This is a genomic window from Pseudomonas laurylsulfativorans, assembly GCF_002906155.1.
Classification (GTDB): Bacteria; Pseudomonadota; Gammaproteobacteria; order Pseudomonadales; family Pseudomonadaceae; genus Aquipseudomonas; species Aquipseudomonas laurylsulfativorans.
The window spans coordinates 125,072-148,799 of sequence record NZ_MUJK01000006.1 but is presented as its reverse complement, the minus strand read 5'-3'; the positions used below and the strand labels follow the sequence as shown (position 1 = coordinate 148,799).

General features: G+C 60.5%; 18 protein-coding genes and 1 pseudogene. 7 read left to right on the top strand and 12 right to left on the bottom strand.

Annotated elements, in window-relative coordinates:
• Nucleotides 1-2: 2 nt before the first annotated feature.
• Genes B0D71_RS19820 through B0D71_RS19810 form a run of 3 tightly spaced genes read right to left on the bottom strand, consistent with a single transcriptional unit; the run spans nt 3 to nt 3,033 of the window.
• Nucleotides 3-191 (bottom strand): hypothetical protein, encoded by a 189-nt coding sequence (locus tag B0D71_RS19820; RefSeq protein WP_103396260.1) that lies wholly within the window; start codon nt 189-191, stop codon nt 3-5.
• Nucleotides 188-961, bottom strand: coding sequence for a hypothetical protein (locus tag B0D71_RS19815; protein WP_103396395.1), 774 nt, complete (start codon nt 959-961; stop codon nt 188-190). Before B0D71_RS19815 ends, B0D71_RS19820 begins: the two co-directional genes overlap by 4 nt.
• Nucleotides 962-990: 29 nt before the next feature.
• On the bottom strand, nt 991-3,033 hold the full coding sequence (locus B0D71_RS19810; RefSeq protein ID WP_103396259.1) for a lipase family protein: 2,043 nt from the start codon (nt 3,031-3,033) through the stop codon (nt 991-993).
• Between the two features lie 396 nt (nt 3,034-3,429).
• Between B0D71_RS19810 and B0D71_RS19805 the strand changes: the two are divergent.
• The 7 genes and pseudogenes from B0D71_RS19805 to B0D71_RS19765 all read left to right on the top strand — a co-directional run.
• Nucleotides 3,430-3,573: pseudogene (locus B0D71_RS19805) on the top strand (LysR family transcriptional regulator); the annotation flags it as partial.
• 865 nt (nt 3,574-4,438) lie between these two features.
• Entirely contained in the window at nt 4,439-5,599 is a 1,161-nt protein-coding gene (locus tag B0D71_RS19790; RefSeq protein WP_103396257.1) for an efflux RND transporter periplasmic adaptor subunit, read from the top strand.
• The gene (locus B0D71_RS19785) at nt 5,596-8,709 is read left to right on the top strand and encodes a multidrug efflux RND transporter permease subunit (RefSeq protein WP_103396256.1); all 3,114 of its coding nucleotides are present in this window, start codon (nt 5,596-5,598) and stop codon (nt 8,707-8,709) included. Before B0D71_RS19790 ends, B0D71_RS19785 begins: the two co-directional genes overlap by 4 nt.
• Before the next feature lie 9 nt (nt 8,710-8,718).
• A complete protein-coding gene (locus tag B0D71_RS19780; protein ID WP_102698516.1) occupies nt 8,719-9,396 on the top strand; it encodes a heavy metal response regulator transcription factor in 678 nt (225 codons plus the stop codon).
• On the top strand, nt 9,386-10,750 hold the full coding sequence (locus B0D71_RS19775) for a heavy metal sensor histidine kinase (protein ID WP_103396255.1): 1,365 nt from the start codon (nt 9,386-9,388) through the stop codon (nt 10,748-10,750). Before B0D71_RS19780 ends, B0D71_RS19775 begins: the two co-directional genes overlap by 11 nt.
• Before the next feature lie 279 nt (nt 10,751-11,029).
• The gene (locus tag B0D71_RS19770) at nt 11,030-11,254 is read left to right on the top strand and encodes a hypothetical protein (protein WP_103396254.1); all 225 of its coding nucleotides are present in this window, start codon (nt 11,030-11,032) and stop codon (nt 11,252-11,254) included.
• A 394-nt stretch (nt 11,255-11,648) separates the two neighbouring features.
• Nucleotides 11,649-13,151 carry a sensor domain-containing diguanylate cyclase gene (locus B0D71_RS19765; RefSeq protein ID WP_103396253.1) on the top strand — a complete coding sequence of 501 codons (1,503 nt, stop codon included), beginning with the start codon at nt 11,649-11,651 and terminating at the stop codon, nt 13,149-13,151.
• Nucleotides 13,152-13,246: 95 nt separating this feature from the next.
• Here B0D71_RS19765 and lpxC read toward each other — a convergent pair whose 3' ends face one another.
• From lpxC to murD, 9 genes are all read right to left on the bottom strand, one after another.
• Nucleotides 13,247-14,158, bottom strand: a complete 912-nt coding sequence (lpxC, locus tag B0D71_RS19760; RefSeq protein ID WP_007916984.1) for a UDP-3-O-acyl-N-acetylglucosamine deacetylase — start codon at nt 14,156-14,158, stop codon at nt 13,247-13,249.
• 112 nt (nt 14,159-14,270) lie between these two features.
• Nucleotides 14,271-15,464 (bottom strand): cell division protein FtsZ, encoded by a 1,194-nt coding sequence (gene ftsZ, locus B0D71_RS19755; RefSeq protein ID WP_103396252.1) that lies wholly within the window; start codon nt 15,462-15,464, stop codon nt 14,271-14,273.
• A gap of 73 nt (nt 15,465-15,537) precedes the next feature.
• On the bottom strand, nt 15,538-16,797 hold the full coding sequence (ftsA, locus tag B0D71_RS19750; RefSeq protein ID WP_007972611.1) for a cell division protein FtsA: 1,260 nt from the start codon (nt 16,795-16,797) through the stop codon (nt 15,538-15,540).
• A 15-nt stretch (nt 16,798-16,812) separates the two neighbouring features.
• Nucleotides 16,813-17,682: a cell division protein FtsQ/DivIB gene (locus tag B0D71_RS19745; RefSeq protein WP_103396251.1), complete on the bottom strand. Its 870-nt coding sequence runs from the start codon at nt 17,680-17,682 to the stop codon at nt 16,813-16,815.
• 4 nt (nt 17,683-17,686) lie between these two features.
• The gene (locus tag B0D71_RS19740; RefSeq protein WP_103396250.1) at nt 17,687-18,655 is read right to left on the bottom strand and encodes a D-alanine--D-alanine ligase; all 969 of its coding nucleotides are present in this window, start codon (nt 18,653-18,655) and stop codon (nt 17,687-17,689) included.
• Nucleotides 18,652-20,112 carry a UDP-N-acetylmuramate--L-alanine ligase gene (murC, locus tag B0D71_RS19735; RefSeq protein ID WP_007989894.1) on the bottom strand — a complete coding sequence of 487 codons (1,461 nt, stop codon included), beginning with the start codon at nt 20,110-20,112 and terminating at the stop codon, nt 18,652-18,654. Before murC ends, B0D71_RS19740 begins: the two co-directional genes overlap by 4 nt.
• A complete protein-coding gene (gene murG, locus B0D71_RS19730) occupies nt 20,105-21,175 on the bottom strand; it encodes an undecaprenyldiphospho-muramoylpentapeptide beta-N-acetylglucosaminyltransferase (RefSeq protein ID WP_046041926.1) in 1,071 nt (356 codons plus the stop codon). Before murG ends, murC begins: the two co-directional genes overlap by 8 nt.
• A complete protein-coding gene (gene ftsW / locus B0D71_RS19725; protein WP_103396249.1) occupies nt 21,165-22,382 on the bottom strand; it encodes a putative lipid II flippase FtsW in 1,218 nt (405 codons plus the stop codon). Before ftsW ends, murG begins: the two co-directional genes overlap by 11 nt.
• Nucleotides 22,379-23,725: a UDP-N-acetylmuramoyl-L-alanine--D-glutamate ligase gene (gene murD / locus B0D71_RS19720; protein ID WP_103396248.1), complete on the bottom strand. Its 1,347-nt coding sequence runs from the start codon at nt 23,723-23,725 to the stop codon at nt 22,379-22,381. The genes ftsW and murD overlap by 4 nt, the downstream gene beginning before the upstream one ends.
• Nucleotides 23,726-23,728: the final 3 nt, after the last annotated feature.

The window sequence follows — 23,728 nt, the reverse complement described above, 5'->3', positions numbered from 1 at the left end:
GCTCAACAGTGGGTTCTTTCGTAGCAGGCGCTCGGGTCGGCCACGGCGTCGAAACGTTGCAACGCTTCGGCACCGCCATCGGCCTGTTGCGTCACCCGCAAGGTGTCGCCGAGACGACTTTGCAAGTCGGGAAACACCCGGTTGCGTGCCAGTTCGAAGGGGGTGTGCAGGGCAGGAAAAATGAAACTCACTGTTTGCTCTCCGCTGCCAGGCGAATCGCTTGCAATTTGCGGAAATTCGGTCCCCAGCGGCCATCCGGTTCGACACTGCCATCGGGATAAGTGATGACCGTGTGGTTGCCTTCTTTCTTTATCTTTGGCCCGGCCGAATAAACTACAAAGTCAGGATGCAAGACGGGCTCGAAATACACCTGCCGGGCATGCAGGGCCTGATACTTAAGATAAATATGACCTTCACTAGTTAAGTTAACCGTTTTTTTATACGGACCTAAAAACTCCTCATCGACCCAAGGGTAATAGTCCATCTTGATCGTCAAATCCCCTTCGACCGTGATGTCCGCGCCACCGCGTGGCGAGTTGTTGTGATCGAAGATCACCACCACCCCGCCCCCCGCACCATAGGTAACGTTCTCGCCGAAGCGAGCCGGATCGTCATAGGTCACACCAAAAGTCACGTTGCTCAATCGCCATTGACAGACACCGCCACCATCGATCGGTAGCTTGGCTACATAGAGGTCGCTTTGCCCCTCACGCACAGGCTGTATATCGGTACGTTGATAGCCATCGCGTTGATAGGCCTCGCCGAAAGCCGAGTGGTCGGTAAAGGTGCACAGGGTCGAGCGATACATCACCTGCATCGGCCTCGCTACCAGTTCCTTCGGCACTTTCACCGTCACGGTGATCGACTCGCTATCCGGTGGCGGCGCCAGGCTCTGATCCTTGGCGCAACTGCTGAGGCTGACGCACAGGGTGAGTATCGCAATAGGCATTTTCTTGATCATGGTCGGATCCTTGACGGCGCTGGACGGGTTCAACAGTGGGTTCTTTCGTAGCAGGCGCTCGGGTCGGCCACGGCGTCGAAGCGTTGCAACGCTTCGGCGCCACCATCGGCCTGTTGTGTCACCCGCAAGGACTCGCCGAGACGACTCTGCAAGTCGAGGAACACCCGGTTGCGTGCCAGTTCGTCTTCGACAAGGCTTGCGTAGTTGTCCCGGGTCTGCTGTTCGAATTTCTGTCGATCCAGTTGCCGCTTCAACAACGGCGAGCGCTCCGGGTTGATTGACTCCAGCAACTGGCCGTAGATGTACGGCTGATAATTGCTCATGAAGTGATTGCCAATGCCCACGAACCGGCCGGCCTTGGGGTTGCTGAAGGGCGGGAAAAACCTCGCCCGGCTTTCGGCGGTCAACGAGGTGGTGAGGCGCTGCTGCGCCTGCTCGGCCTGCTGGTCGTCGTCGGGGCTCAGGCTCGGAACCAGGTAAAACTTGACCTTTTCCGACAGGCGATAGGCGATGGTGGTGTGGTAAGGCGCGCCGAGCCCGTCCTTGTTGCGGTAGGCGGGGTACGGCGAGCCTCGCCGACGAGTGTGCTGTTCGGCCTTGAAAAACATGGCGATTTCGCCATGGTGACAGAAGGGGTCTCCATGGCGGAACAACTGGCTGGCGGTCAACTGCAGCATCGACCAGCCAAACCCGAGGGTTGTGCCGAGGGGGCCGTAGAGTTTATATAGATGATTGTCCAGCTCCGCTTCGGGCGGCACGCTGGGGATCGGGTCGATGTCGTTGACGTGACGGAAATGCACGACCTCGTTGAGACCCTGTACCGCCTTGAGGGTAAAGGTGCGTGGCATGCCGTAGGTGTACAGCAGTGGATTTCTCTCTTTCAGCGAGGCGGCATGGACCAGACCGAGGGCACCGCCTAGGCTGTGGCCGCAGATGAACAGATTCCTATCTCGAGCTTTTTCAGGAATTTTCTTGCCAAGCTCCTCAGTATAAATCCTACAGGCCAAATCGAACGCATCGCGAAAGCCCAGATGCACGCTGCCCTCCGGCGTCAGATCAGCACAGGGCACCTTGGGCTCGCACAAGGCCTGCACTTCCGGCTTCACCGGACGGAAAGTCGCATCGGTAACCGGATCTGCGAGCCCGCTCATTTCCGTGCCCCGCCAGGCCACCAGTACCTGGCTGGCATTGATGGCATAAAACAGTTGGGTGTCGCCTTCTGGTGGTTGAGCCTGTGTGGTGTCCAACGGTTCAGCGATGGTGTAGCGATCGCTAAAGGGAACATCGGTGACCACGCACGGCAATTTCTGACCGCTGTCCAGAATTATGGGGGTACGCGATAAGTCCAAACATTGCCGCTCGAAGAACTCCTTAACGGAACCCAAGGCATTCTCGGGCCGCGTGCTGTACGCCAAAATACTCATCAGCGCCAGGTTGTAAGCATTGACCAGGCTGTATTCCGCCTGGTGATGCAAGGTCAGCGACCAGGCGCGCAGGGGACAGACTTCCAGCACATGCCGGCGATCGAGATGATCGTCGCCGATGGTAAAGCCGCCAAACTTCGGGTCTGGAAAATGGTAGGCCGGCGGCTGCCTCGGATCGGCCAACGGTGGATCGAAGGTCGGCAGTCGATCGCACAACTGGCCGATGCGCAGGTAGTGATAGCCATGACCGGCTGCGACCGCCTGCTGTTCGATGGGCGAGAAGCCCGAACGCTGCGGACCATACAGCGGCGTGCGATCAGCGAAACCGGGGCGCGCGGGTTCGGCTCGCTCGGCACGCAGGCGACGGGTTTGCAGTTGCTCGGCCAAGGACTCGGCGTCTATCAACAGGGTGATGGCCAGCGGATGCAGGCCGTCAAGACGGATCACCCCCTCGGCATCGCTACGACCCGTGTACTGCGGAATGAAGTCGACACGGGTCGCCTCGTTCAGCGCGCGATAAGGCAAGTTCGCCAGGGGCTCGCCCCCTTCATCGAGCAACTGGAACTCGATCCAGTGCATTTTCTGTTTGCCGCAAATCACTGTCTTGCAGGAGCCCAGTGTGTCCGTACGGTGCAGCCTATCGTTCATGTCAGTCCCTTTACGTGAGTGTTGATCGACCGGTTGGCCCTGGCGGTTGTCGCCATGCCAGATCGGTACCTCGACGAAGCCCGGATTGGGCTCGTGCTCAAGCGCAGGAGAGCTTTCAAGAAGCTGACTGACTTAGAAATAGGAAGCTTCTGAGGGGGGCGTAGGAATCGTCCGGAATGGGACTATTTGACCCGGATTAGAAATGTCTCATGCGGGGCGAAGCATGCAGTGTTCGGCATGAGTTTATTGCGAGTGCATGGATGCCTTCGCTGGTAAGCCAGCTCCTGCCGGAGCACGTATGCGCTTGAGATCAGGTCGGCTGGGCAAGTCGCCATTTAGCGCGCTAATAGTGCCCATGCCGTTCAAACTGTGGGAGCTGGCTTGCCAGCGATGGCGTCGCGCCAGTACCTGGATGCGAAGATCAAGACCTGGGTCGAGTATTTGCGTGGATCGTTGCCGGAATTGCTGGCGGCGCATCAGGTGGAATTGGCGGCGTATGAACTGAGCGGGAGTTTGGGTGGGGTTCGGGTGGCGAATTGACGCGCATACCTGTAGGAGCCTGCACGCGAAAAACCTGAGGGCGCCGAGGTAAATCAGGTTTCCCGCGTTATCGTTGACGTCCATCGCGAGCAGGCTCGCTCCTACAGAGGAGCAACAGCAGATCGGCGCGCAATCCACGCTCTTCACCCGCAGGCTGAGTGGAGGTGTTCATCCGGGGACTGGCGCACATACCTGTGGGAGCGAGCCTGCTCGCGAAAAACCTGAGAGCGCCGAGGTAAATCAGGCTTCCCGCATTATCGTTGTCGTCCATCGCGAGCAGGCTCGCTCCTACAGAGGGGCAGCAGCAGATCGGCGCGCATCCACGCTCTTCACCGGCAGGCTGACGGGGACTGGCGTGCATACCTGTAGGAGCGAGCCTGCTCGCGAAAAACCTGAGGGCGCCGAGGTGAATCAGGCTTCCCGCGTTATCGTTGTCGTCCATCGCGAGCAGGCTCGCTCCTACAGAGGAGCAACAGCAGATCGGCGCGCATCCACGCTCTTCACCGGCAGGCTGAGTGGAGGTGTTCATCCGGGGACTGGCGCACAGCGCCGTTCGACGCAGTCGAACACGCTGCATGTAGGTCGAAGCGAAGCCGACCGGAGGGCAGTATCCCCGGATGGATACCGGAGCGAAGGAACGCCGAGCCTTAGCGAGGGGCCGGACGCAAGGGGCGCGAAACCATAAGTGACCGTTACCGAAGAAACGGATATGCACACGATCCCCCCACAACATGGTCGGCCCAGAGGCCGCCAAGTCCCCCAAACTGACAGAGCCGTCAGTTAGCCGTCACCCTCCTGACCAACAAACAGGTTTATAAAGGAAACTACCCTTCGACCAAAAAACCAGCCCCGGCGCCCCACTCGCATGCGAATCCAGAAAAAATCCGTCCTGCTCGTCGCCCTTCTGATCGCCCTGGCAGCGCTGGGCCTGTGGTACGCGACCAAACCCGCCAAGGCAAAACTCGCCGCCCCCACCGCCATCCCCGTACGCGTGGTCAGCGTCGCCGAAAAAGACGTCCCCCGCTTCGTCAGCGGCATCGGCTCGGTCCTGTCCCTGCACAGCGTCGTGGTCCGCCCACAAATCGACGGCATCCTCACCAAAATCATGGTCAAGGAAGGCCAACTGGTGAAAAAAGGTGACCTGCTGGCCACCATCGACGACCGCTCGATCCGCGCGAGTCTCGACCAGGCCCGGGCACAACTGGGCGAAAGCCAGGCACAACTGCAAGTGGCGCTGGTCAATCTCAAGCGCTACAAATTGCTCAGCGTCGACGATGGCGTATCCAAGCAGACCTACGATCAGCAACAGGCGCTGGTCAACCAGCTCAAAGCCACCGCCCAAGGCAACCAGGCGTCGATTGACTCCGCCGAGGTACAGCTTTCCTACACACAAATTCGCTCACCGGTCAGTGGTCGAGTCGGTATACGCACAGTCGACGAAGGCAACTTCCTGCGCATGACCGACACCCAGGGTCTGTTTACCGTGACCCAGATCGATCCGATCGCCGTGGAATTTTCCTTGCCACAGCAAATGCTGCCAACCTTGCAGGGCCTGATCAACGACCCGCAGCACGCCCAGGTCAAAGCCTACATCGGAGCCGACACCGACGGCGAAACCGGCAACCTGCTCGGCGAAGGCCACTTGACCCTGATCGACAACCAGATCAACGCCAACACCGGCACCATCCGCGCCAAGGCTGAATTCGACAATCCGGGGCAAAAGCTCTGGCCGGGCCTGCTGGTGACGGTAAAGATTCAGACAGCCCTGGATAAAGATGCTCTGGTCGTACCGCCCAGTGTCGTACAGCGCGGCCTCGATCAACATTACGTCTACCGGCTCAAGGGCGACAAAGTCGAAACCGTGCCCGTGCAGATGGTCTATCAGGACAGCGGCTTGAACATCATCAAAGGCGTGCAGGCTGGCGATCAACTGGTCAGCGATGGCCAATCGCGCCTCAAGCCCGGTTCGGTGGTACAGGTGCTGACCGATCCACCACAGGTGGTGCAATCGGAGTCGACACCATGAAGGGCCATGGTTCGGTTTCAGCCTGGTGCATCGATCACCCGGTGGCAACCATTCTGCTGACCTTTGCTCTGGTGCTGCTGGGTGCGATTGCGTTTCCGCGTCTGCCCATCGCGCCGCTGCCGGAAGCGGAATTCCCGACCATCCAGGTCGCCGCGCAACTGCCGGGGGCCAGCCCGGAAACCATGGCGTCGTCGGTAGCCACGCCTCTTGAAGTGCAATTCAGCGCCATCCCCGGCGTGACCCAGATGACCTCGAGCAGCGCGCTCGGCTCGACCAACCTGACCCTGCAATTCACCCTCGACAAGAGCATCGACACCGCCGCCCAGGAAGTCCAGGCAGCGATCAACACCGCCGCCGGCAAGCTGCCCAAGGACATGCCGAACCTGCCGACCTGGCGCAAGGTCAACCCGGCCGACAGCCCGGTGCTGATCCTCAGCGTCAACTCTTCGCTGATGCCCGGCCCGGAGCTCAGCGATTTGACGGAAACCCTGTTGTCCCGTCAGCTCAGTCAGGTCGACGGTGTAGGCCAGGTCTCCATCACCGGTCAGCAGCGCCCGGCGATTCGCGTGCAGGTGTCTGCCGATAAACTCGCGGCGATCGGCCTGACCCTGGCCGACATCCGCCTGGCCATCCAGCAGACCAGCCTCAACCTGGCCAAAGGTGCGCTGTACGGCGAGTCGAGCATCTCGACCCTGTCCACCAATGACCAGTTGTTCCATCCCGACGAATACAGCCAGTTGATCGTTTCCTACAAGGATGGCGCACCGGTTCACCTCAAGGATGTAGCCAAAGTCGTCAACGGTTCGGAAGATGCCTACGTCCAGGCCTGGGCTGGCTCGCAACCGGGGGTCAACCTGGTGATCTTCCGCCAGCCGGGGGCGAATATCGTCGAGACCGTCGACCGCATTCAGGCGGCGTTACCGGCGCTGGAAGCGATGTTGCCCGCCTCGGTACAAGTCAAGGTGCTGATCGACCGCACCCAGACCATCCGCGCTTCGCTGCATGAAGTGGAAATCACCTTGCTGATCGCCATCATGCTGGTGGTGGCGGTGATGGCGTTGTTCCTGCGCCAGCTGTCGGCCACGCTGATCGTGTCCGCGGTACTCGGTGTGTCACTGATCGCCAGTTTTGCCCTGATGTATGTGATGGGTTTCAGCCTGAACAATCTGACGCTGGTGGCGATCGTGGTGGCCGTGGGGTTTGTGGTCGACGATGCGATCGTGGTGGTGGAGAACATTCACCGCCATCTGGAGGCCGGTGACGGCATGCGCGAGGCCGCGATCAAAGGCGCCGGCGAAATCGGTTTCACCGTGGTGTCGATCAGTTTCTCGCTGGTAGCAGCGTTCATTCCGCTGCTGTTCATGGGGGGCGTGGTCGGGCGGTTGTTCAAGGAGTTCGCCCTGACCGCTACCTCGACCATCATGATTTCGGTGGTGGTGTCCCTGACCTTGGCGCCAACGCTGGCGGCGCTGTTCATGCGCGCGCCGGTGCATCACGCCCACGACAAACCGGGCTTCGGTGAACGCCTGTTGGCGTGGTACGAAAAAGGCCTGCGCCGCGCCCTCGCCCACCAGAAAACGATGATCGGTGTGTTCGCGTTATCCCTGGGTCTGGCCGTCGCCGGTTACATCTTCATTCCCAAGGGGTTCTTCCCGATACAGGACACCGGTTTCGTCCTCGGCACCACCGAAGCTGCTGCCGATATTTCCTATGGCGACATGGTGAAAAAACACCTGGCGATGGCCGAAATCGTCGCTGCCGATCCCGCTGTCGAAACGTTTTCACATTCCGTTGGCGTCTCAGGCAGCAACCAGACCATCGCCAACGGTCGGTTCTGGATCACCCTGAAAAAGCGCGGCGACCGCGACGTCTCCGCCAGCCAGTTCATCGACCGGATTCGCCCGCAATTGATGAAAGTGCCGGGCATCGTCCTGTACCTGCGCGCCGGGCAAGACATCAACCTCAGCTCCGGCCCGAGTCGTGCGCAGTATCAATATGTCCTCAAGAGCAATGACGGCGCGACCCTCAGCACCTGGACCCAGCGCTTGACGGAAAAACTGCGCGCCAACCCGGCCTTCCGCGACATCTCCAATGACCTGCAACTGGGCGGCAGCATTACCCACATCAGCATCGACCGCAGCGCCGCAGCCCGTTTCGGCCTGACCGCCAGCGACGTCGATGAAGCCCTGTACGATGCTTTCGGCCAGCGCCAGATCAACGAGTTCCAGACCCAGATCAACCAGTACAACGTGATCCTGGAGTTGGACACCAAGCAGCGGGGCAAGGCCGAAAGCCTCAACTATTTCTACCTGCGCTCGCCCCTGAGCGGGGAAATGGTGCCGTTGTCGGCCCTGGCCAGGTTCGATGCACCGACCATCGGCCCGCTGTCCATCGCCCACGACGGCATGTTCCCCGCCGCCAACCTGTCGTTCAACTTGGCCCCCGGCGTGGCGTTGGGCGATGCGGTGATCATGCTCAACCAGGCCAAGGCCGACATCGGCATGCCGGCCGCTATCAGCGGTAATTTCCAGGGCGCGGCCCAGGCGTTCCAGAGTTCGCTGGCCAGCCAGCCGTGGCTGATCCTGGCGGCGCTGGTGGCGGTGTACATCATTCTCGGCGTGCTCTACGAGAGCTTCGTGCACCCGCTGACGATCATTTCGACCTTGCCTTCGGCGGGCCTCGGCGCGGTGATCATGCTGTGGATCTGCGGCCAGGACTTTTCGATCATGGCCTTGATCGGCCTGGTGCTGTTGATCGGTATCGTCAAGAAAAACGGCATCCTGATGATCGACTTCGCCCTCGAAGCGCAGCGCAATGGCGGGCTGTCACCTGAAGAAGCGATCTTCAAGGCCTGTATCACGCGGTTCCGGCCGATCATCATGACCACCCTCGCCGCCCTGCTAGGCGCACTGCCTCTGATGCTCGGCTACGGCACCGGCGCCGAGTTGCGCCAACCCCTGGGGATCGCGGTGGTTGGCGGTTTGCTGGTGAGCCAGGCGCTGACGCTGTTCACCACGCCGGTCATATACTTGTGGCTGGAGCGGTTATTTCATAGGCACACTCTCTCACCAGCACCTTCGCCCGTACCGGCGCTGGCGACCACAGACTGAGGCGGGGTCATGCGCGTCCTGATTATCGAAGACGAGGAAAAAACCGCGGATTATCTGCACCGCGGTCTGACGGAACAGGGTTACACCGTGGACCTGGCGCGGGATGGGGTCGAAGGCCTGCACCTGGCGCTGGAGAGCGACTACGCGGTGATCGTCCTCGACGTGATGTTGCCGGGCCTCGACGGCTTCGGCGTGTTGCGCGCCCTGCGTGCGCGCAAGCAAACCCCGGTGATCATGCTCACCGCCCGCGAACGTGTGGAAGATCGCATCAGGGGCCTGCGTGACGGCGCCGATGATTACCTGGGCAAGCCGTTTTCCTTCCTTGAACTGGTGGCGCGCCTGCAAGCACTGACCCGGCGCAGCGGCGGTCATGAACCGGTGCAAGTGAGCATCGCCGACCTGTGGATAGATTTGATCAGCCGCAAGGCGACCCGAGGTGGCGCACGGCTGGACCTGACCGCCAAGGAGTTCTCGTTGCTCAGTGTGCTGGCCCGGCGCCAGGGTGAAATCCTCTCGAAAACCGCCATTGCCGAGATGGTCTGGGACATCAATTTCGACAGCGACGCCAACGTCGTCGAAGTCGCGATCAAACGCCTGCGGGCCAAGCTCGACGGGCCGTTCGAAGAGAAATTGCTGCACACCATCCGTGGCATGGGTTATGTGCTGGAGAGCCGTGGTGTCCAGTAACTCGATCGCCCTGCGCCTGAGCGGGATGTTCACGCTGGTGGCGCTTTTAGTCTTTCTGCTGATCGGCTGGGCGTTGTACCAACAGGTCGACAAGGGCCTGGGCCTGCTGCCCGAAGCCGAGCTCGATGCACGCTACAGCGTGCTCGAATCCACGGTCGGCCGTTACGGCACGCCCGAGCATTGGGTGAAGATCAACAACAAGCTCAACCTGCTGAGCGAGGAAGACAAGCGCATCAGTTTCTGGATCATCAGCGGCAATCCGCACTACGAATACGGCAACCTGACCCCACAGATCCGCGCCTTTGCCCAAGGACCGCTGGGCACGCGCGACATGCATCTGCCGGATCACCCGTATCCGCTGAAAGTGCTGGTCAGCGAGTTCCCGGCCAAGGACCAGCGCCCGCCCCTGCGCTTCATGATCGCCATCGATACCGAGACGTTTTTCCATACCCAGCATCAACTGCTTATCGCTCTGATCAGCCTGGCGATCGTCGGCGTATTGCTGGCCTCGGCACTGGGTTACTGGGTGGCGCGGATCGGCCTCAAGCCGCTGATCAAATTGTCCCAGGAAGCCCAGCGCCTGGCCCCGCCGTTGCGCTCAGGACGCTTGCGATTGTCACCGTTGCCGCCGGAACTCGATCAATTCGTCAGCTCGTTCAACTCAACCCTGGAACGGGTTGAGCAAGCCTACTCACGCCTTGAATCGTTCAATGCCGACGTCGCCCACGAACTGCGTTCGCCACTGACCAACCTGATCGGCCAGACCCAGGTCGCACTGACCCGTGGACGCTCCGCCGAACATTACTTTGAAGTGTTGCAATCGAACCTTGAAGAGCTGGAGCGACTGCGCTCGATCATCAACGACATGCTTTTTCTCGCCAGCGCCGATCAGGGCAGCAAGGCGACCAAGCTCACCTCAACCTCGCTGGCCGATGAGGTGGCCACGACCTTGGAATATCTGGATTTCATTCTCGAAGACGCCCAGGTCCAGGTTGAGGTCAGTGGTGATGCGCAGGTGCGTATCGAGATCGCCCATCTGCGTCGGGCATTGATCAATCTGCTGAACAACGCGGTACAGCACACCGCACCCGGGCAGGTGATTGAAGTGCACATTGAGGCCGCTGAGCATCAAGTCAGCATCGGCGTCGCCAACCCCGGCTCACCGATTGCCCGCGAACACCTGCCACGGCTGTTCGAGCGTTTCTACCGGGTCGATGCATCGCGCAGCAACAGCGGCCACAACCATGGCCTTGGGCTGGCCATCGTCAAGGCTATTGCGTTGATGCATGGTGGGGATGTGTTTGTGCGCAGTGACCATGGGATGAATACCTTCGGCATACACCTCCCTCTCTGATTCCCCAATCCCTTGCGGCGAGGGGGCTTGCCCCCGTTCGGCGGCGAAGCCGTCGTCAATCAGATATGCAAGGTGTATCAGGTAAATCGCGGTCGCAGGTTTTGGGGCTGCTGCGCAGCCCGACGGGGACAAGCCCCCTCGCCACAGAAAAGCGCCTGGCATCACAACTATTGCCGTAACCGCAACAGTCCTTTCATGAATCCGCTCTTTTTCCCCTCGCCTCATATCCTTATCTTTGCCCGCACCAAACAGCACTTGCCAAGCAAGAAGGTTTAAAAGATGTCCAACAGTATGGGTATTGCCAGCGCTTTCGTTTTGTCCTCTTTGTTCCTGTCGCCGTTGGCGATGGCGGAAGAATCGCAGACATTCGTCGCGCATAACACCGCACGCGCTGTAGCGTTCGAAGAGCATCAGGTCGAGATGACGGCCAAGGCTGCGCAAGACGCCCAGGCCCCGCAAGCATCCAGCACTCAGGCCCGCTCGGGAGCCGAGAAAGACAGCTGATCCGCACCTGTCCCCCCTGTTTCCATCGACACTTCTCATCGGCTCTTCCCTTTGAAAAGTTGTCGTCAAAGCCGCTGCTGTCAGCGGCTTTTTTTATAGTTCTTCACGCAATCCCGGGAAACTGTAGGGGCCGGCTTGCCAGCGATGGACTCAAGTGCGCCGCGTTTATCCAGTTCATTCGCGTTATCGTTAACGACCATCGCTGGCCAGCTCCTACAGGGACCATGTCCATGCTGAAAATAATGGTGGCGACCCAACTTTCATTGCAGTTTTCGCAACGAAAGACACCACCTCCCCCGCCGTTGATCAATCGTTCTAACAACAGGAACGATTCACTCGGCTGCTACGTTTATGCAACTACGCTTACAACGTCCCTTTAGCAGACGTCAGCCCTATGACCCCAAGCCGCACCGCACATTTTCAAGGCCCGCCCGGGCGACCCGAGATCATGGTGATCTTCGGCAGCACCCTGACTGTCATCTCGATCCTGTGCATCGTCACTTTCCTGCTGATCCGCGAACACGCCAACGCCCAGCAGACCGCTACACGCAGCGCGACCACCATTGCGCAACTGATCGATGCCGATGTCCTGCGTACGGTCGAACTCTACGATATGACCTTGCAGGGCCTGATTGCCGCCGCCCAACGGGACGACCTGAAACAGGTTTCGCCGCAGATCCGTCATCTGGTGCTGTTCGACCGCTCCACCACCGCGCGATACAAGGGTGACATTCTGCTGCTGGACAAGCACGGCGACGTGCTGGCCGATTCCTCGTTGATCGAACCAAAACCGGGCAACTTTGCTGACCGCGATTATTTCCTGGCCCACGCCTTCAATCGTGACGCCGGTATGTTTATCAGCCGACCGTTCAAGCCGCGGTGCGACTGCGATGACAGCGACGAATGGCGCGTCAGTTTCAGCCGGCGCATTTCCTCGCCCACGGGTGAGTTTCTGGGAGTTGCAGTCGCCTCGATGCGCATGAGCTACTTCGATCAGCTGTTCAACAGCCTCGACATCGGCACCGGCAGTACGCTGGCTATCATCAACGATGACGGGGTTCTCCTGGCGCAGAAACCGCACAGGGAAGAAAACTCCATCGGCAAAAGCTTCTCCAACCGGCCCAACGTCATTCGCATGCTGCAAGAGCGCAGCGGCACCTTCGAAAGCGTGTCGAGTGTCGACCATCAACGGCGCCTGTACACCTTTACCCGGGTCGGCAATCTGCCCCTGACCGTCATCGTGGCCCTTTCGATTGAAGAGGTGTTCGCCACCTGGAACCGCACGGCCTATGTGATCAGCGGTGCTACCGGGGTTTTGTGCATCGGTTTGTTGTGGTTGACCTGGCTGCTCTGCCGAGAGCTGCGCCTGCGCCAATATGCCGAGCAGGAATTGGCGCAACTGGCAGCCACTGATGCCTTGACCGGCGTGGCCAACCGTCGATCCCTTGATCAGGCCCTTCGCCATGAATGGTTTCGTGCGCAGCGCAGCGGCAAGCCGTTGTCGTTGCTGATGATCGACGCCGATCACTTCAAGGCCTTCAATGATCGGCACGGGCATCAGGCTGGCGACGAAGCGTTACGGGCATTGGCCGAGGTCATCAACACCAATGTCCATCGCACCACAGACCTGGTGGCTCGCTATGGTGGCGAGGAGTTTTCGGTAGTCCTCGCCGAAACTGACAGTGAAGGCGCGAAGCAGATCGCCGAGAAAATCCGCGAGGGTGTACAAAAACTGCCACTGGTGGATGCCGGTGAGCCGCCGATGAGCGTGAGTATCGGTATTGCCACCTGGACGGCTTCCAGTGATATCAACCTGGAACAACTGCTGTTCAGTGCGGACAAGGCGCTGTATCAGGCCAAGGACGGGGGGCGTAATCGGGTTGTTTGTGCCAGTTGAAATTCCGACGAAGAGGCCAGTCAGGTAACACAAAATTCGAAACATAAAAAAAGGCCACCCGAAGGCAGCCTTTAAAAACTAGAGAGGTTTTTTGCTTACACGGCCGCAACCGGGCGCATGTAAGAGATCGGTGCAGTGCTGGCGTCTTCGAACGTCACAACTTCCCAGGCATCTGTCTGCTCAATCAACTTGCGCAGCAGCTGGTTGTTCAGTGCGTGGCCGGACTTGAAGCCCTTGAACTCACCAATCAGGCTATTGCCCAGCAGGTAGAGGTCACCAATTGCATCGAGAATCTTGTGCTTCACGAATTCGTCTTCATAACGAAGGCCGTCTTCGTTCAGTACGCCATCGGCGTCGACCACAATAGCGTTTTCAACACTGCCGCCGAGTGCGAGGTTGTGCTTGCGCAGGTACTCGATGTCACTCATGAAACCAAAGGTACGGGCGCGGCTGACTTCTTTTACGAACGAAGTGCTGGAAAAATCCACGCTTGCACTTTGGGTGCGGTCACGGAAAACCGGGTGATCGAAATCGATCTCGAAGCTCACCTTGAACCCCTCGAAAGGGACGAAAGTAGCGCGCTTGTCGCCATCTTCCACTGTCACTTCACGCAGGATGCGGATGAACTTCTTGGCGGCGTCCTGTTCTTCCAGGCCAGCCGATTGGATCAGGAATACGAAAGGTCCAGCGCTACCATCCATGATTGGGACTTCGGACGCGGAGAGCTCGACGTAGGCGTTATCGATGCCCAGGCCAGCCATGGCCGAGAGCAAGTGCTCTACCGTGTCCACTTTGACGTCGCCATTGATCAGCGTGGTCGACATAGTGGTTTCACCGACGTTTTCCGCGCGGGCAGGAATCTGCACCACAGGGTCGAGGTCAGCGCGACAAAACACAATGCCAGTGTCGACAGGCGCAGGCTTGAGGGTCAGGTAGACCTTCTCCCCGGAGTGCAGGCCTACACCTGTGGCACGGATAATATTTTTCAGTGTGCGTTGTTTAATCATGGCTTGGGCCGCTTCAGCGCAAATTGCGAACTGGTATCAACAAAGGCTGGCGATGATAGCAGACCGAGCCTTTGCTGAACACCAATCACCTTCATAGCCCTGATACATTCCATCAATCGGCCTGACGACGCAGGAAAGCCGGGATGTCCAGGTAGTCCAGGTCATCTTGCGGATTCATCTTCGCGGCAGTCGCAGCACCGGCCTGGGCCTGGTTGCGCATGACGGTCGGACGGTCCAGGTCACGGTAGTTAACCGCTGGAGCTTCCTGACGAACAGGGGTCTGTTGTTGTGGCTGTGCAGCCATCGAGGTGTGGACGGTGTTGTCGATGACCTTCACAGGCTTCTCGATTTTAGCGCCAAGACCTGTGGCAACGACAGTCACGTGCAGTTCGTCGCGCATGTCCGGATCGATAACGGTACCGACCTTGACCATCGCGTGCTCGGAAGCGAACGCCTCGATGATGCTACCCACGTCGGAGTATTCACCCAGGGACAGGTCGGGACCTGCGGTGATGTTCACCAGAATGCCGCGGGCGCCTTGCAGGTTCACGTCTTCGAGCAGCGGGTTGCGAATGGCCGCTTCGGTGGCCTCGCGTGCACGGTTCGGACCGCTGGCGCAGCCAGTGCCCATCATCGCCATGCCCATTTCGCTCATTACGGTACGCACGTCGGCGAAGTCGACGTTGATCATGCCCGGACGCTTGATGATGTCGGAGATACCGCGAACGGCTCCGGCCAGTACATCGTCAGCCTTGGCGAAAGCCGACAGCAGGCTTGCGTCTTTACCGAGGATGGTCAGCAGCTTCTCGTTGGGAATGGTGATCAACGAGTCGACGCTTTCAGACAGTAGACGGATGCCTTCGTCAGCGATCTGCATGCGCTTGCGGCCTTCGAACGGGAACGGACGAGTCACCACCGCAACGGTGAGGATCCCCATTTCCTTGGCCACTTCGGCAATGATCGGCGCAGCACCGGTACCGGTACCGCCGCCCATGCCAGTGGTGATGAACACCATGTTGGTGCCCTGCAGGACTTCGGCAATGCGCTCACGGTCTTCCAGAGCGGCCTGACGACCTACTTCAGGGTTGGCGCCAGCGCCCAGGCCCTTGGTCACGCCGGTGCCCAGTTGCAGGATGGTGCGCGCGCCGATGCTCTTCAGGGCCTGGGCATCAGTGTTGGCGCAGATGAACTCGACGCCTTCAATGTTGCTCTTGACCATGTGGTTGACAGCGTTGCCGCCGCCACCGCCGACACCGATAACTTTGATTACCGGGCTTGCGGGGATGTTGTCTACGAGTTCGAACATTTTCCCTCTCCTTTACATTCTCTAGTTTTTTCGCCTACTGCGTGCTTCGGTAAAACGGTGTTTCGGTAAATCTTCAGAAATTGCCCTGGACCCACTTCTTCAGGCGGTCCAGCAGCGGAGCCTGTGGCTCTTCGTTGCTGTAGCTGTCGCGGCTGCCGATGCCCGAGAACGAGATGCCGTCGGACTGCTTCTGCAGGCCGTACATCAACAGGCCGACGCCGGTGGAATAGATCGGGTTGCGCACGACGTCATCCAGACCTTTCACGCCGTGAGGCACACCCAGGCGCACCGGCATGTGAAAGATTTCCTCGGCCAGTTCAGTGGCGCCTTCCATCTTCGCGGTACCGCCGGTCAGCACGATGCCGGCCGGGATCAGGTCTTCGTAGCCGCTGCGGCGCAGTTCGGCCTGGATCAGCGTGAACAGTTCGTCGTAGCGCGGCTCGACCACTTCGGCCAGGGCCTGGCGGGACAGTTCGCGCGGCGGACGGTCGCCGACGCTTGGCACCTTGATGGTTTCACCGGCACCGGCCAGTTTGGCCAGGGCGCAGGCGTAGCGAATCTTGATTTCTTCGGCGTACTGGGTCGGGGTGCGCAACGCCATGGCGATGTCGTTGGTCACCTGATCACCGGCAATCGGGATCACGGCGGTATGACGGATCGCGCCTTCGGTGAAGATCGCGATGTCGGTGGTACCACCACCGATGTCCACCAGGCACACGCCCAGCTCTTTCTCGTCGTCGGTCAGCACCGAGTAGGCAGATGCCAGTTGCTCGAGAATGATGTCGTCGATTTCCAGACCGCAGCGACGCACGCATTTTTCAATGTTCTGTGCGGCGTTGACGGCGCAGGTAACCACGTGGACCTTGGCTTCCAGACGCACGCCGGACATGCCCAGCGGCTCGCGGACGCCTTCCTGGTTATCGATTACGTAATCCTGCGGCAGGGTGTGCAGCACGCGCTGGTCAGCCGGGATCGCCACGGCCTGGGCGGCGTCGAGCACACGCTCAAGGTCCGCCGAGCTGACTTCGCGATCACGAATCGCCACGATGCCGTGGGAGTTCAGGCTGCGGATGTGATTGCCGGCCACGCCGACGAACGCCGAGTGAATGCGGCAACCAGCCATCAGCTGCGCTTCTTCGATGGCGCGCTGGATCGATTGCACGGTGGACTCGATGTTCACCACCACGCCTTTCTTCAGGCCACGGGACGGATGGGTGCCGATCCCGACGATTTCCAGCGTGCCGTCGTCCGCGACCTCGCCTACCAGCGCCACCACCTTGGAGGTGCCGATATCGAGACCGACGATCATTTTGCCGCTTTGCACGTTTGCCATGGGTCCTGCCTCTTCTTAATTCTTCGCGACAGCGGGTTGGGCTGCCGTGGGCGCTACAGGTTCCCGCCAGCCAACAGCGAGGCCGTTGGCGTAGCGCAGATCGATGCGCGCAATGTTCGTAATCTGTTCTTTGAGCGTCTTGTCATAGATGGCAATGAAGCGGCGCATCTTTTCCACCAGGTTGCCGCGACCGAGCAACAGTTCGATTCCCGGGCCGGCACTGCCGGGGCCGGTGGTCAGGAACCAGCTGCCACGTTCACGCAACTCCAGGCGTGCAATCGAGAAGCCCAGAGGCCGGAGCATCTGACTCAACACCTGGTACTGCTGCATCACCTGCTGCTGGGCCCGCTGCGGGCCGAACAGTTGAGGCAAATGTTCGTAATTCGCCAACTCGCGCGGGGTAAAGGCCTGGCCCTGGTTGTTCAACAGCGATTCGTCGCCCCAACGGGCCACCGGCAGTTGTTCTTCCAGACGGATCACCACTTGATCCGGCCATACCCTGCGCACTTCGGCGTGGGCAATCCATGGCATCTGTTCCAGCTCGGTGCGCATGCTCGCCAGGTCAATGGTGAAGAAGCTCGACGCCACGTATGGGGCGATCCGCTGCTGCACCGCTTGCTGGCTGATGTAACTCAAGTCGCCCTGCACGTTGATCTTGGTGATCGGCCGGTCGGCATACGGCAACAAGCGTGTCGCGCCTTCGTAAGTACCGAACCCCAAGGCCACCAGCAGCACCGGCCAGAACAACGCTTTGAGAAAACCGAAGTTGGCTTTCGGCAGGCGCGCGGACATCGGCTCTTTGGCCACCATTCGGCTGGCACCCCGCGGCACCGGCTTGCGGCCGGGCGATGCGGGGGGCTGATGTCTCAGCTGTGCGCCTTGCATGCTCTTAACCTCTTGGTTCTTTATTGCCGGCAACGCTCTCGGCCAGAATGGCCAGGACCAGTTGCTGGAAATCCAGACCGGCGGCACGGGCCGCCATCGGCACCAGGCTGTGATCGGTCATGCCCGGTGCGGTGTTGACTTCCAGGAACCAGAACTGCCCTTCGGCGTCCTGCATCACGTCTGCCCTGCCCCAACCGGCGATCCCCAGCGCCTCACAGGCTTTCGCCGTGAGGTCCATGAGTTCCTGTTCCTTGGCGCTGTCCAGCCCGCACGGAATGCGGTACTGGGTATCGTTGGCGATGTACTTGGCGTCGTAGTCGTAGAAGCTGTGCGTCGTGCCCAGGGCAATCGGTGGCAACACCTGGTCACGCAGGGTGGCGATGGTGAACTCCGGACCGTGAATCCATTGCTCGACCAACACTTGCGAATCGTAGGTACTGGCCGCTTTCCATGCGTCGATCAATTCAGACGCGGAACTCACTTTGGCCATCCCGATACTTGAACCTTCATGGGCCGGTTTGACGATCAAAGGGAAGCCCAGTTCCGTCGCCGCCGAAATACAATCGGCCTCGCTGCCGAGTACCGCGTGACGTGGCGTCGGAATGCCCAGGCTGTGCCAGACCTGCTTGGTGCGCAGTTTGTCCATGGCCAGGGCCGACGCCAGGATGCCGCTGCCGGTGTACGGAATGCCCAGGCATTCGAGCAGGCCCTGCATGCTGCCGTCTTCACCGCCACGACCGTGGAGGATGATGAAGGCACGGTCGATCTTTTCGTTAAGCAGGCGCTGCAGCAGGTCGTCGCCCACGTCGAGGCCAAAGGCGTCTACACCGGCGCTTTGCAGTGCGTCGAGAACAGCGTTGCCCGACTTCAGGGAGACCTCGCGCTCGGCACTCTTGCCGCCGAACAGCACGGCAACGCGGCCGAAGTCTTTCGGCGCGATCGTGGAGACCAGGTTGGCGTAGGTAGCAGTCATTTCAACTTCCCCTTCTCCGGCGCGGCAACGGCACCGGCGAACAACTCGCTTTTCAACAGTTTTGGTGCGAGACCGCCGATATCACCGGCGCCCTGACACAGCAGGATGTCCCCAGCGCGCAGCAGCGGCTTGACCACTGGCGCGAGGTCGACACCACGCTCGATGTAGATAGGGTCGAGCTGGCCACGCTGACGAATGCTGTTGCACAGCTTGCGGCTGTCGGCGCCCGGGATTGGCTCCTCGCCGGCCGGGTAGACTTCCATCAGCAGCAGTACGTTGGCGTCGGCCAGTACATTGACGAAGTCGTCGTACAGGTCACGGGTGCGGCTGTAACGGTGCGGCTGGTAGACCATCACCAGGCGGCGCTCCGGCCAGCCACCGCGTACAGCCTTGATCACAGCCGCGACTTCCGTCGGGTGGTGACCGTAGTCATCGACCAGCATTACGTTGCCGCCATCCACCGGCAGTTCGCCGTAGACCTGGAAGCGTCGGCCGACACCCTGGAACCCGGACAGGCCCTGAACGATGGCTTCATCGCTGACGCCCTCGTCGGTGGCGATGCAAATGGTCGCCAGTGCGTTCAATACGTTGTGGTTGCCCGGCATGTTGACCGAAACATCCAGCGGCTCGCGGTCAGGGCGCAGCACGGTGAAGAAGGTCTGCATGCCTTGCTGGCGCACGTTGATGGCGCGCACGTCGCAGTCTTCGCCGAAACCGTAGGTAACGGTCGGACGTTTGACCTGCGGGAGGATTTCACGCACCACCGGGTCGTCCAGGCACACCACCGCCAGACCGTAGAACGGCAGGTTGTGCAGGAATTCAACGAAGGTTTTCTTCAGTTTGTTGAAGTCACCGTCGTAGGTCGCCATGTGATCGGCGTCGATGTTGGTAACCACGGCCACCAACGGCTGCAAGTGCAGGAAGCTGGCGTCGCTTTCGTCGGCCTCGGCGATCAGGTAACGGCTGGTGCCGAGCTGGGCATTGGTGCCCGCGGCATTCAGGCGTCCACCGATCACGAATGTCGGGTCCAGGCCACCAGCGGCGAACACGGAAGCGATCAGGCTGGTGGTCGTGGTTTTGCCGTGGGTACCGGCAACGGCGATACCGTGGCGATAACGCATCAGCTCAGCCAGCATCTCTGCACGCGGCACCACCGGAATACGGCGTTCCAGCGCGGTAGCGACTTCCGGGTTGGACGTGTTCACGGCACTCGACACCACCAGCACGTCGGCGGCAGCGGCGTTCTCGGCGCGGTGGCCGATGAAGATCTGCGCCCCGAAGGACTCCAGGCGCTCGGTCACCGGCGAAGCCTTCAGGTCGGAACCGGAAACGGCATAACCCAGGTTCAGCAATACCTCGGCAATCCCACACATGCCCACACCGCCGATACCGACGAAGTGGATGCGACGGATACGACGCATTTCCGGCTGCGGCATGGCTTTCTGACTCTCAACCATGGGCCACCTCCAGGCAGCTATCGACAACGTTACGGGTGGCATCGGGTTTGGCCAGGCGGCGTGCCGCGGTAGCCATTTCGTTGAGTCGTTGTGGTTGCATCAGGACCTCTGTCAGGCGAGCGGCAAGATCCGCCGCGCCAGTCGTTCTTTGCGGCATCAGGAAGGCTGCGCCTTCACGGGCCAAATATTCGGCGTTGCGGGTCTGGTGATCGTCGATGGCGTGAGGCAAAGGCACCAGCATCGAGGGCAGACCGGCGGCGGCCAGTTCACTGATGGTCAGCGCGCCTGCGCGACACACCACCAGGTCGGCCCAGCTGTAGGCTTGGGCCATGTCTTTGATAAAGGGCTGCACCTGCGCCTCGACGCCAGCCGCGCGATAACGCTCTGCAGTCACTTCATCGTGGTTTTTGCCGGCCTGGTGGAACACTTCCGGACGCAAATCGGCAGCGACTTGCGACAGGGCTTCAGGCAGCAACTTGTTCAACGGTTCTGCGCCCAGGCTTCCGCCCAGGATCAGCAAACGCGCCTTGCGACCGGCCAGGGCAGGTCGCGATGTCTCGAGGAACAGCTCGGTGCGCACCGGATTACCAGTGGTCCGGCGGCTGTCCGACAGGGTAAAGGTGTCGGGGAACGCTTCACAGACTCGGGCGGCCAACGGCACCAGCAACCGATTGGCGGTACCGGCCACGGCGTTCTGTTCGTGAACGATCACCGGCACACCGGCCAGTTTGGCCGCGACGCCACCGGGGCCGGTCACAAAGCCACCAAAGCCTACGACACAGACCGGTTGCAGACGGCGAATGATCGCCCGTGCCTGCCAGACCGACTTGAACAACATGAACGGTGCCTTGAGCAGGGACAATTTGCCCTTGCCGCGCAGACCGCTGGCGTTGATCCGATGCAACTCGATACCGGCCGCCGGCACCAGATCGTTCTCGATGCCACGCGGAGTGCCGAGCCAGTGCACGGTATAGCCACGCGCCTGGAATTCGCGGGCACAGGCCAGCGCCGGGAACACGTGGCCACCGGTGCCGCCAGCCATGATCATGACGTTAGCGCCCATGGTTCGGCTCCTCGGCGAAGTCGCTCTCATGGAACTCCATCTCCTCACTGCCCAAGTGGGTTCGACTTTCCCACTCGATGCGCAGCAACAAGCCGAGACAGGCACAGCAAATCACCAACGAACTGCCGCCGTAGCTAAGGAACGGCAAGGTCAGGCCCTTGGTCGGAAGCAGTCCGACGTTCACACCGATGTTGATCAGGAATTGACCAATCCACAGGAAGGACAAACCGTAGGCGACATAAGCAGCAAAGAACTGCTTGGCCTTCTCGGCCCACAAACCGATGTACATGCCACGAATACACACGAAGACGAACAGTGCCACGGTGCACAAGGACCCTACCGCACCCAGTTCTTCGGCCAGGACCGAAAACACGAAGTCGGTGTGGGCTTCCGGCAGGTAGAACTGTTTCTGCACGCTGTTGCCCAGGCCGACACCCAGCCATTCGCCGCGACCGAAGGCGATCAACGCCTGGGACAACTGATAGCCGGCACCGAACTGGTCAGCCCACGGGTCAGCGAAGTTGGTCAGACGCGCCATTCGATACGGCTGCATTTGAATCAACAGCACCACCGCGCCGACAGCCAGCACCACCATCAGGGAAAAACGGAACAGCCCCACGCCGCCAAGAAACAGCATCGCTGCCGCAGCGCCCATCATCACGACGGTGGCACCGAAGTCCGGCTCCATCAGCAGCAGGCCCGCCATCGGCAGCAGCACGATGAACGGCTTGAAGAAGCCCATCCAGCTTTCCCGCACTTCTTTCTGGCGGCGCACCAGATAACCGGCGAGGTAGATCACCACGAACACCTTGGCGATCTCGGAAGGCTGAACGTTGAAGAAGCTGAAGCCGATCCAGCGCATCGAACCGTTAACCTCACGGCCGATTCCCGGAATGATCACCATCACCAGCAAGCCGAACGCACCCAGCAGCATCAGCCAGCCCAAGCGTTGCCAGGTGGCAATCGGGATCATCATGGTGACGATGCAGGCACCCAGGCCCAACACCACGTAAATAAGGTGGCGAATCATGTAATACAGGGCGCTGCCCGACTGCACGGCCGCCACTTCGGTCGATGCCGAGGCAATCATGATCAGCCCCAGGCCGAGCAGCGTCAGGCAACCGGCGAGCATCGGGAAATCGAGGTCTATTCCGCGTCCGGTAATAATCGGCGATGGGTACGGCTTGATGATGCCTTTCAGGCTCATGCCAGATCCTCCACAGCTTGGACGAACTGGTGACCACGGTCTTCGTAGTTCTTGAACATGTCGAAACTGGCGCAGGCCGGCGACAGCAGCACTACGTCGCCCGGCTGGGCGGCAGCGCGGCATTGCTCAACGGCTTCGATCAGGGAACCGACGCGGATCAGCGGCACCGCGTCGCCGATGGCTTCGCCGATCTTGTCGGAGTCGCGGCCCATCAGGATCACGGCACGGCAGTTGGCCGCCACCGGATCGCGCAGGTCCTTGAACTCGGCACCCTTGCCGTCGCCACCGGCGATCAGCACGACCTTGCCATCGATGTCCGCGCCCAGGCCTTCGATGGCCGCCAGTGCGGCACCAACGTTGGTTGCTTTGGAGTCGTTGTAGTAGCCCACGCCATCGAGGTCGCGGACCCATTGGCAGCGGTGCTCGAGACCGGCAAAGGTGCGCAGGCTCCAGAGCATCGCATCGAACGGCAGGCCGACCGCATGGCCCAGGGCCAGGGCCGCCAGGGCGTTGGACTGGTTGTGGGCGCCGCGAATCTTCAGGTCGCGCACCGGCATCAAGTTCTGGAATTCGAAGGCCAGGTATTTCTCGCCGTCTTCTTCGCGGATGCCGAAAGCTTTGAAATCGGGTTTGCTCAGGCCGAAAGTCCAGCATGGCTGCCCTTCGCCCATCAACGGACGGCTCAGGGCGTCCTGGCGATTGACCACGAACTGCCTGGCGCCACGGAAGATCCGGTGCTTGGCCAGGTGATAGGCCGGCAAACCGCTGTAACGGTCCATGTGGTCTTCGCTGACGTTGAGCACGGTCGCCACTTCGGCATTGAGTTGGTCGGTGGTTTCCAGCTGGAAACTCGACAGCTCCATCACGTACAACTCGATGTCGTCGCTGAGCAGGTCCAGCGCCGGGGTGCCGAGGTTGCCGCCGACGGCAACTCGCTTGCCAGCCGCAGCCGCCATTTCGCCGACCAGCGTGGTGACGGTGCTTTTCGCGTTGGAGCCGCTGATGGCCACGATCGGCGCCTTCGCGTTACGCGCGAACAGCTCGATGTCACCGGACAATTTCACGCCACGGGCGGCGGCGGCCTGCAGGGCCGGGGTCGCCAGCGCCAAGCCCGGGCTCACGTAGAGCTCGTCGGCACGGCACAGGAACTCGACGTCCAGTTCGCCACAACGCACTTCCACGTGCGGATAGTCACGCTTGAGCGTGGCCAGTTCCGGTGGATTTTCCCGCGTATCGGCCACCGCAAACGCCACGCCCCGGATCGCCAGGAAGCGAACCAGGGACATGCCGCTCTTGCCGAGGCCGACAACGATGCGGAAGTGGTCAGAAGCGATCAGAGACACGTG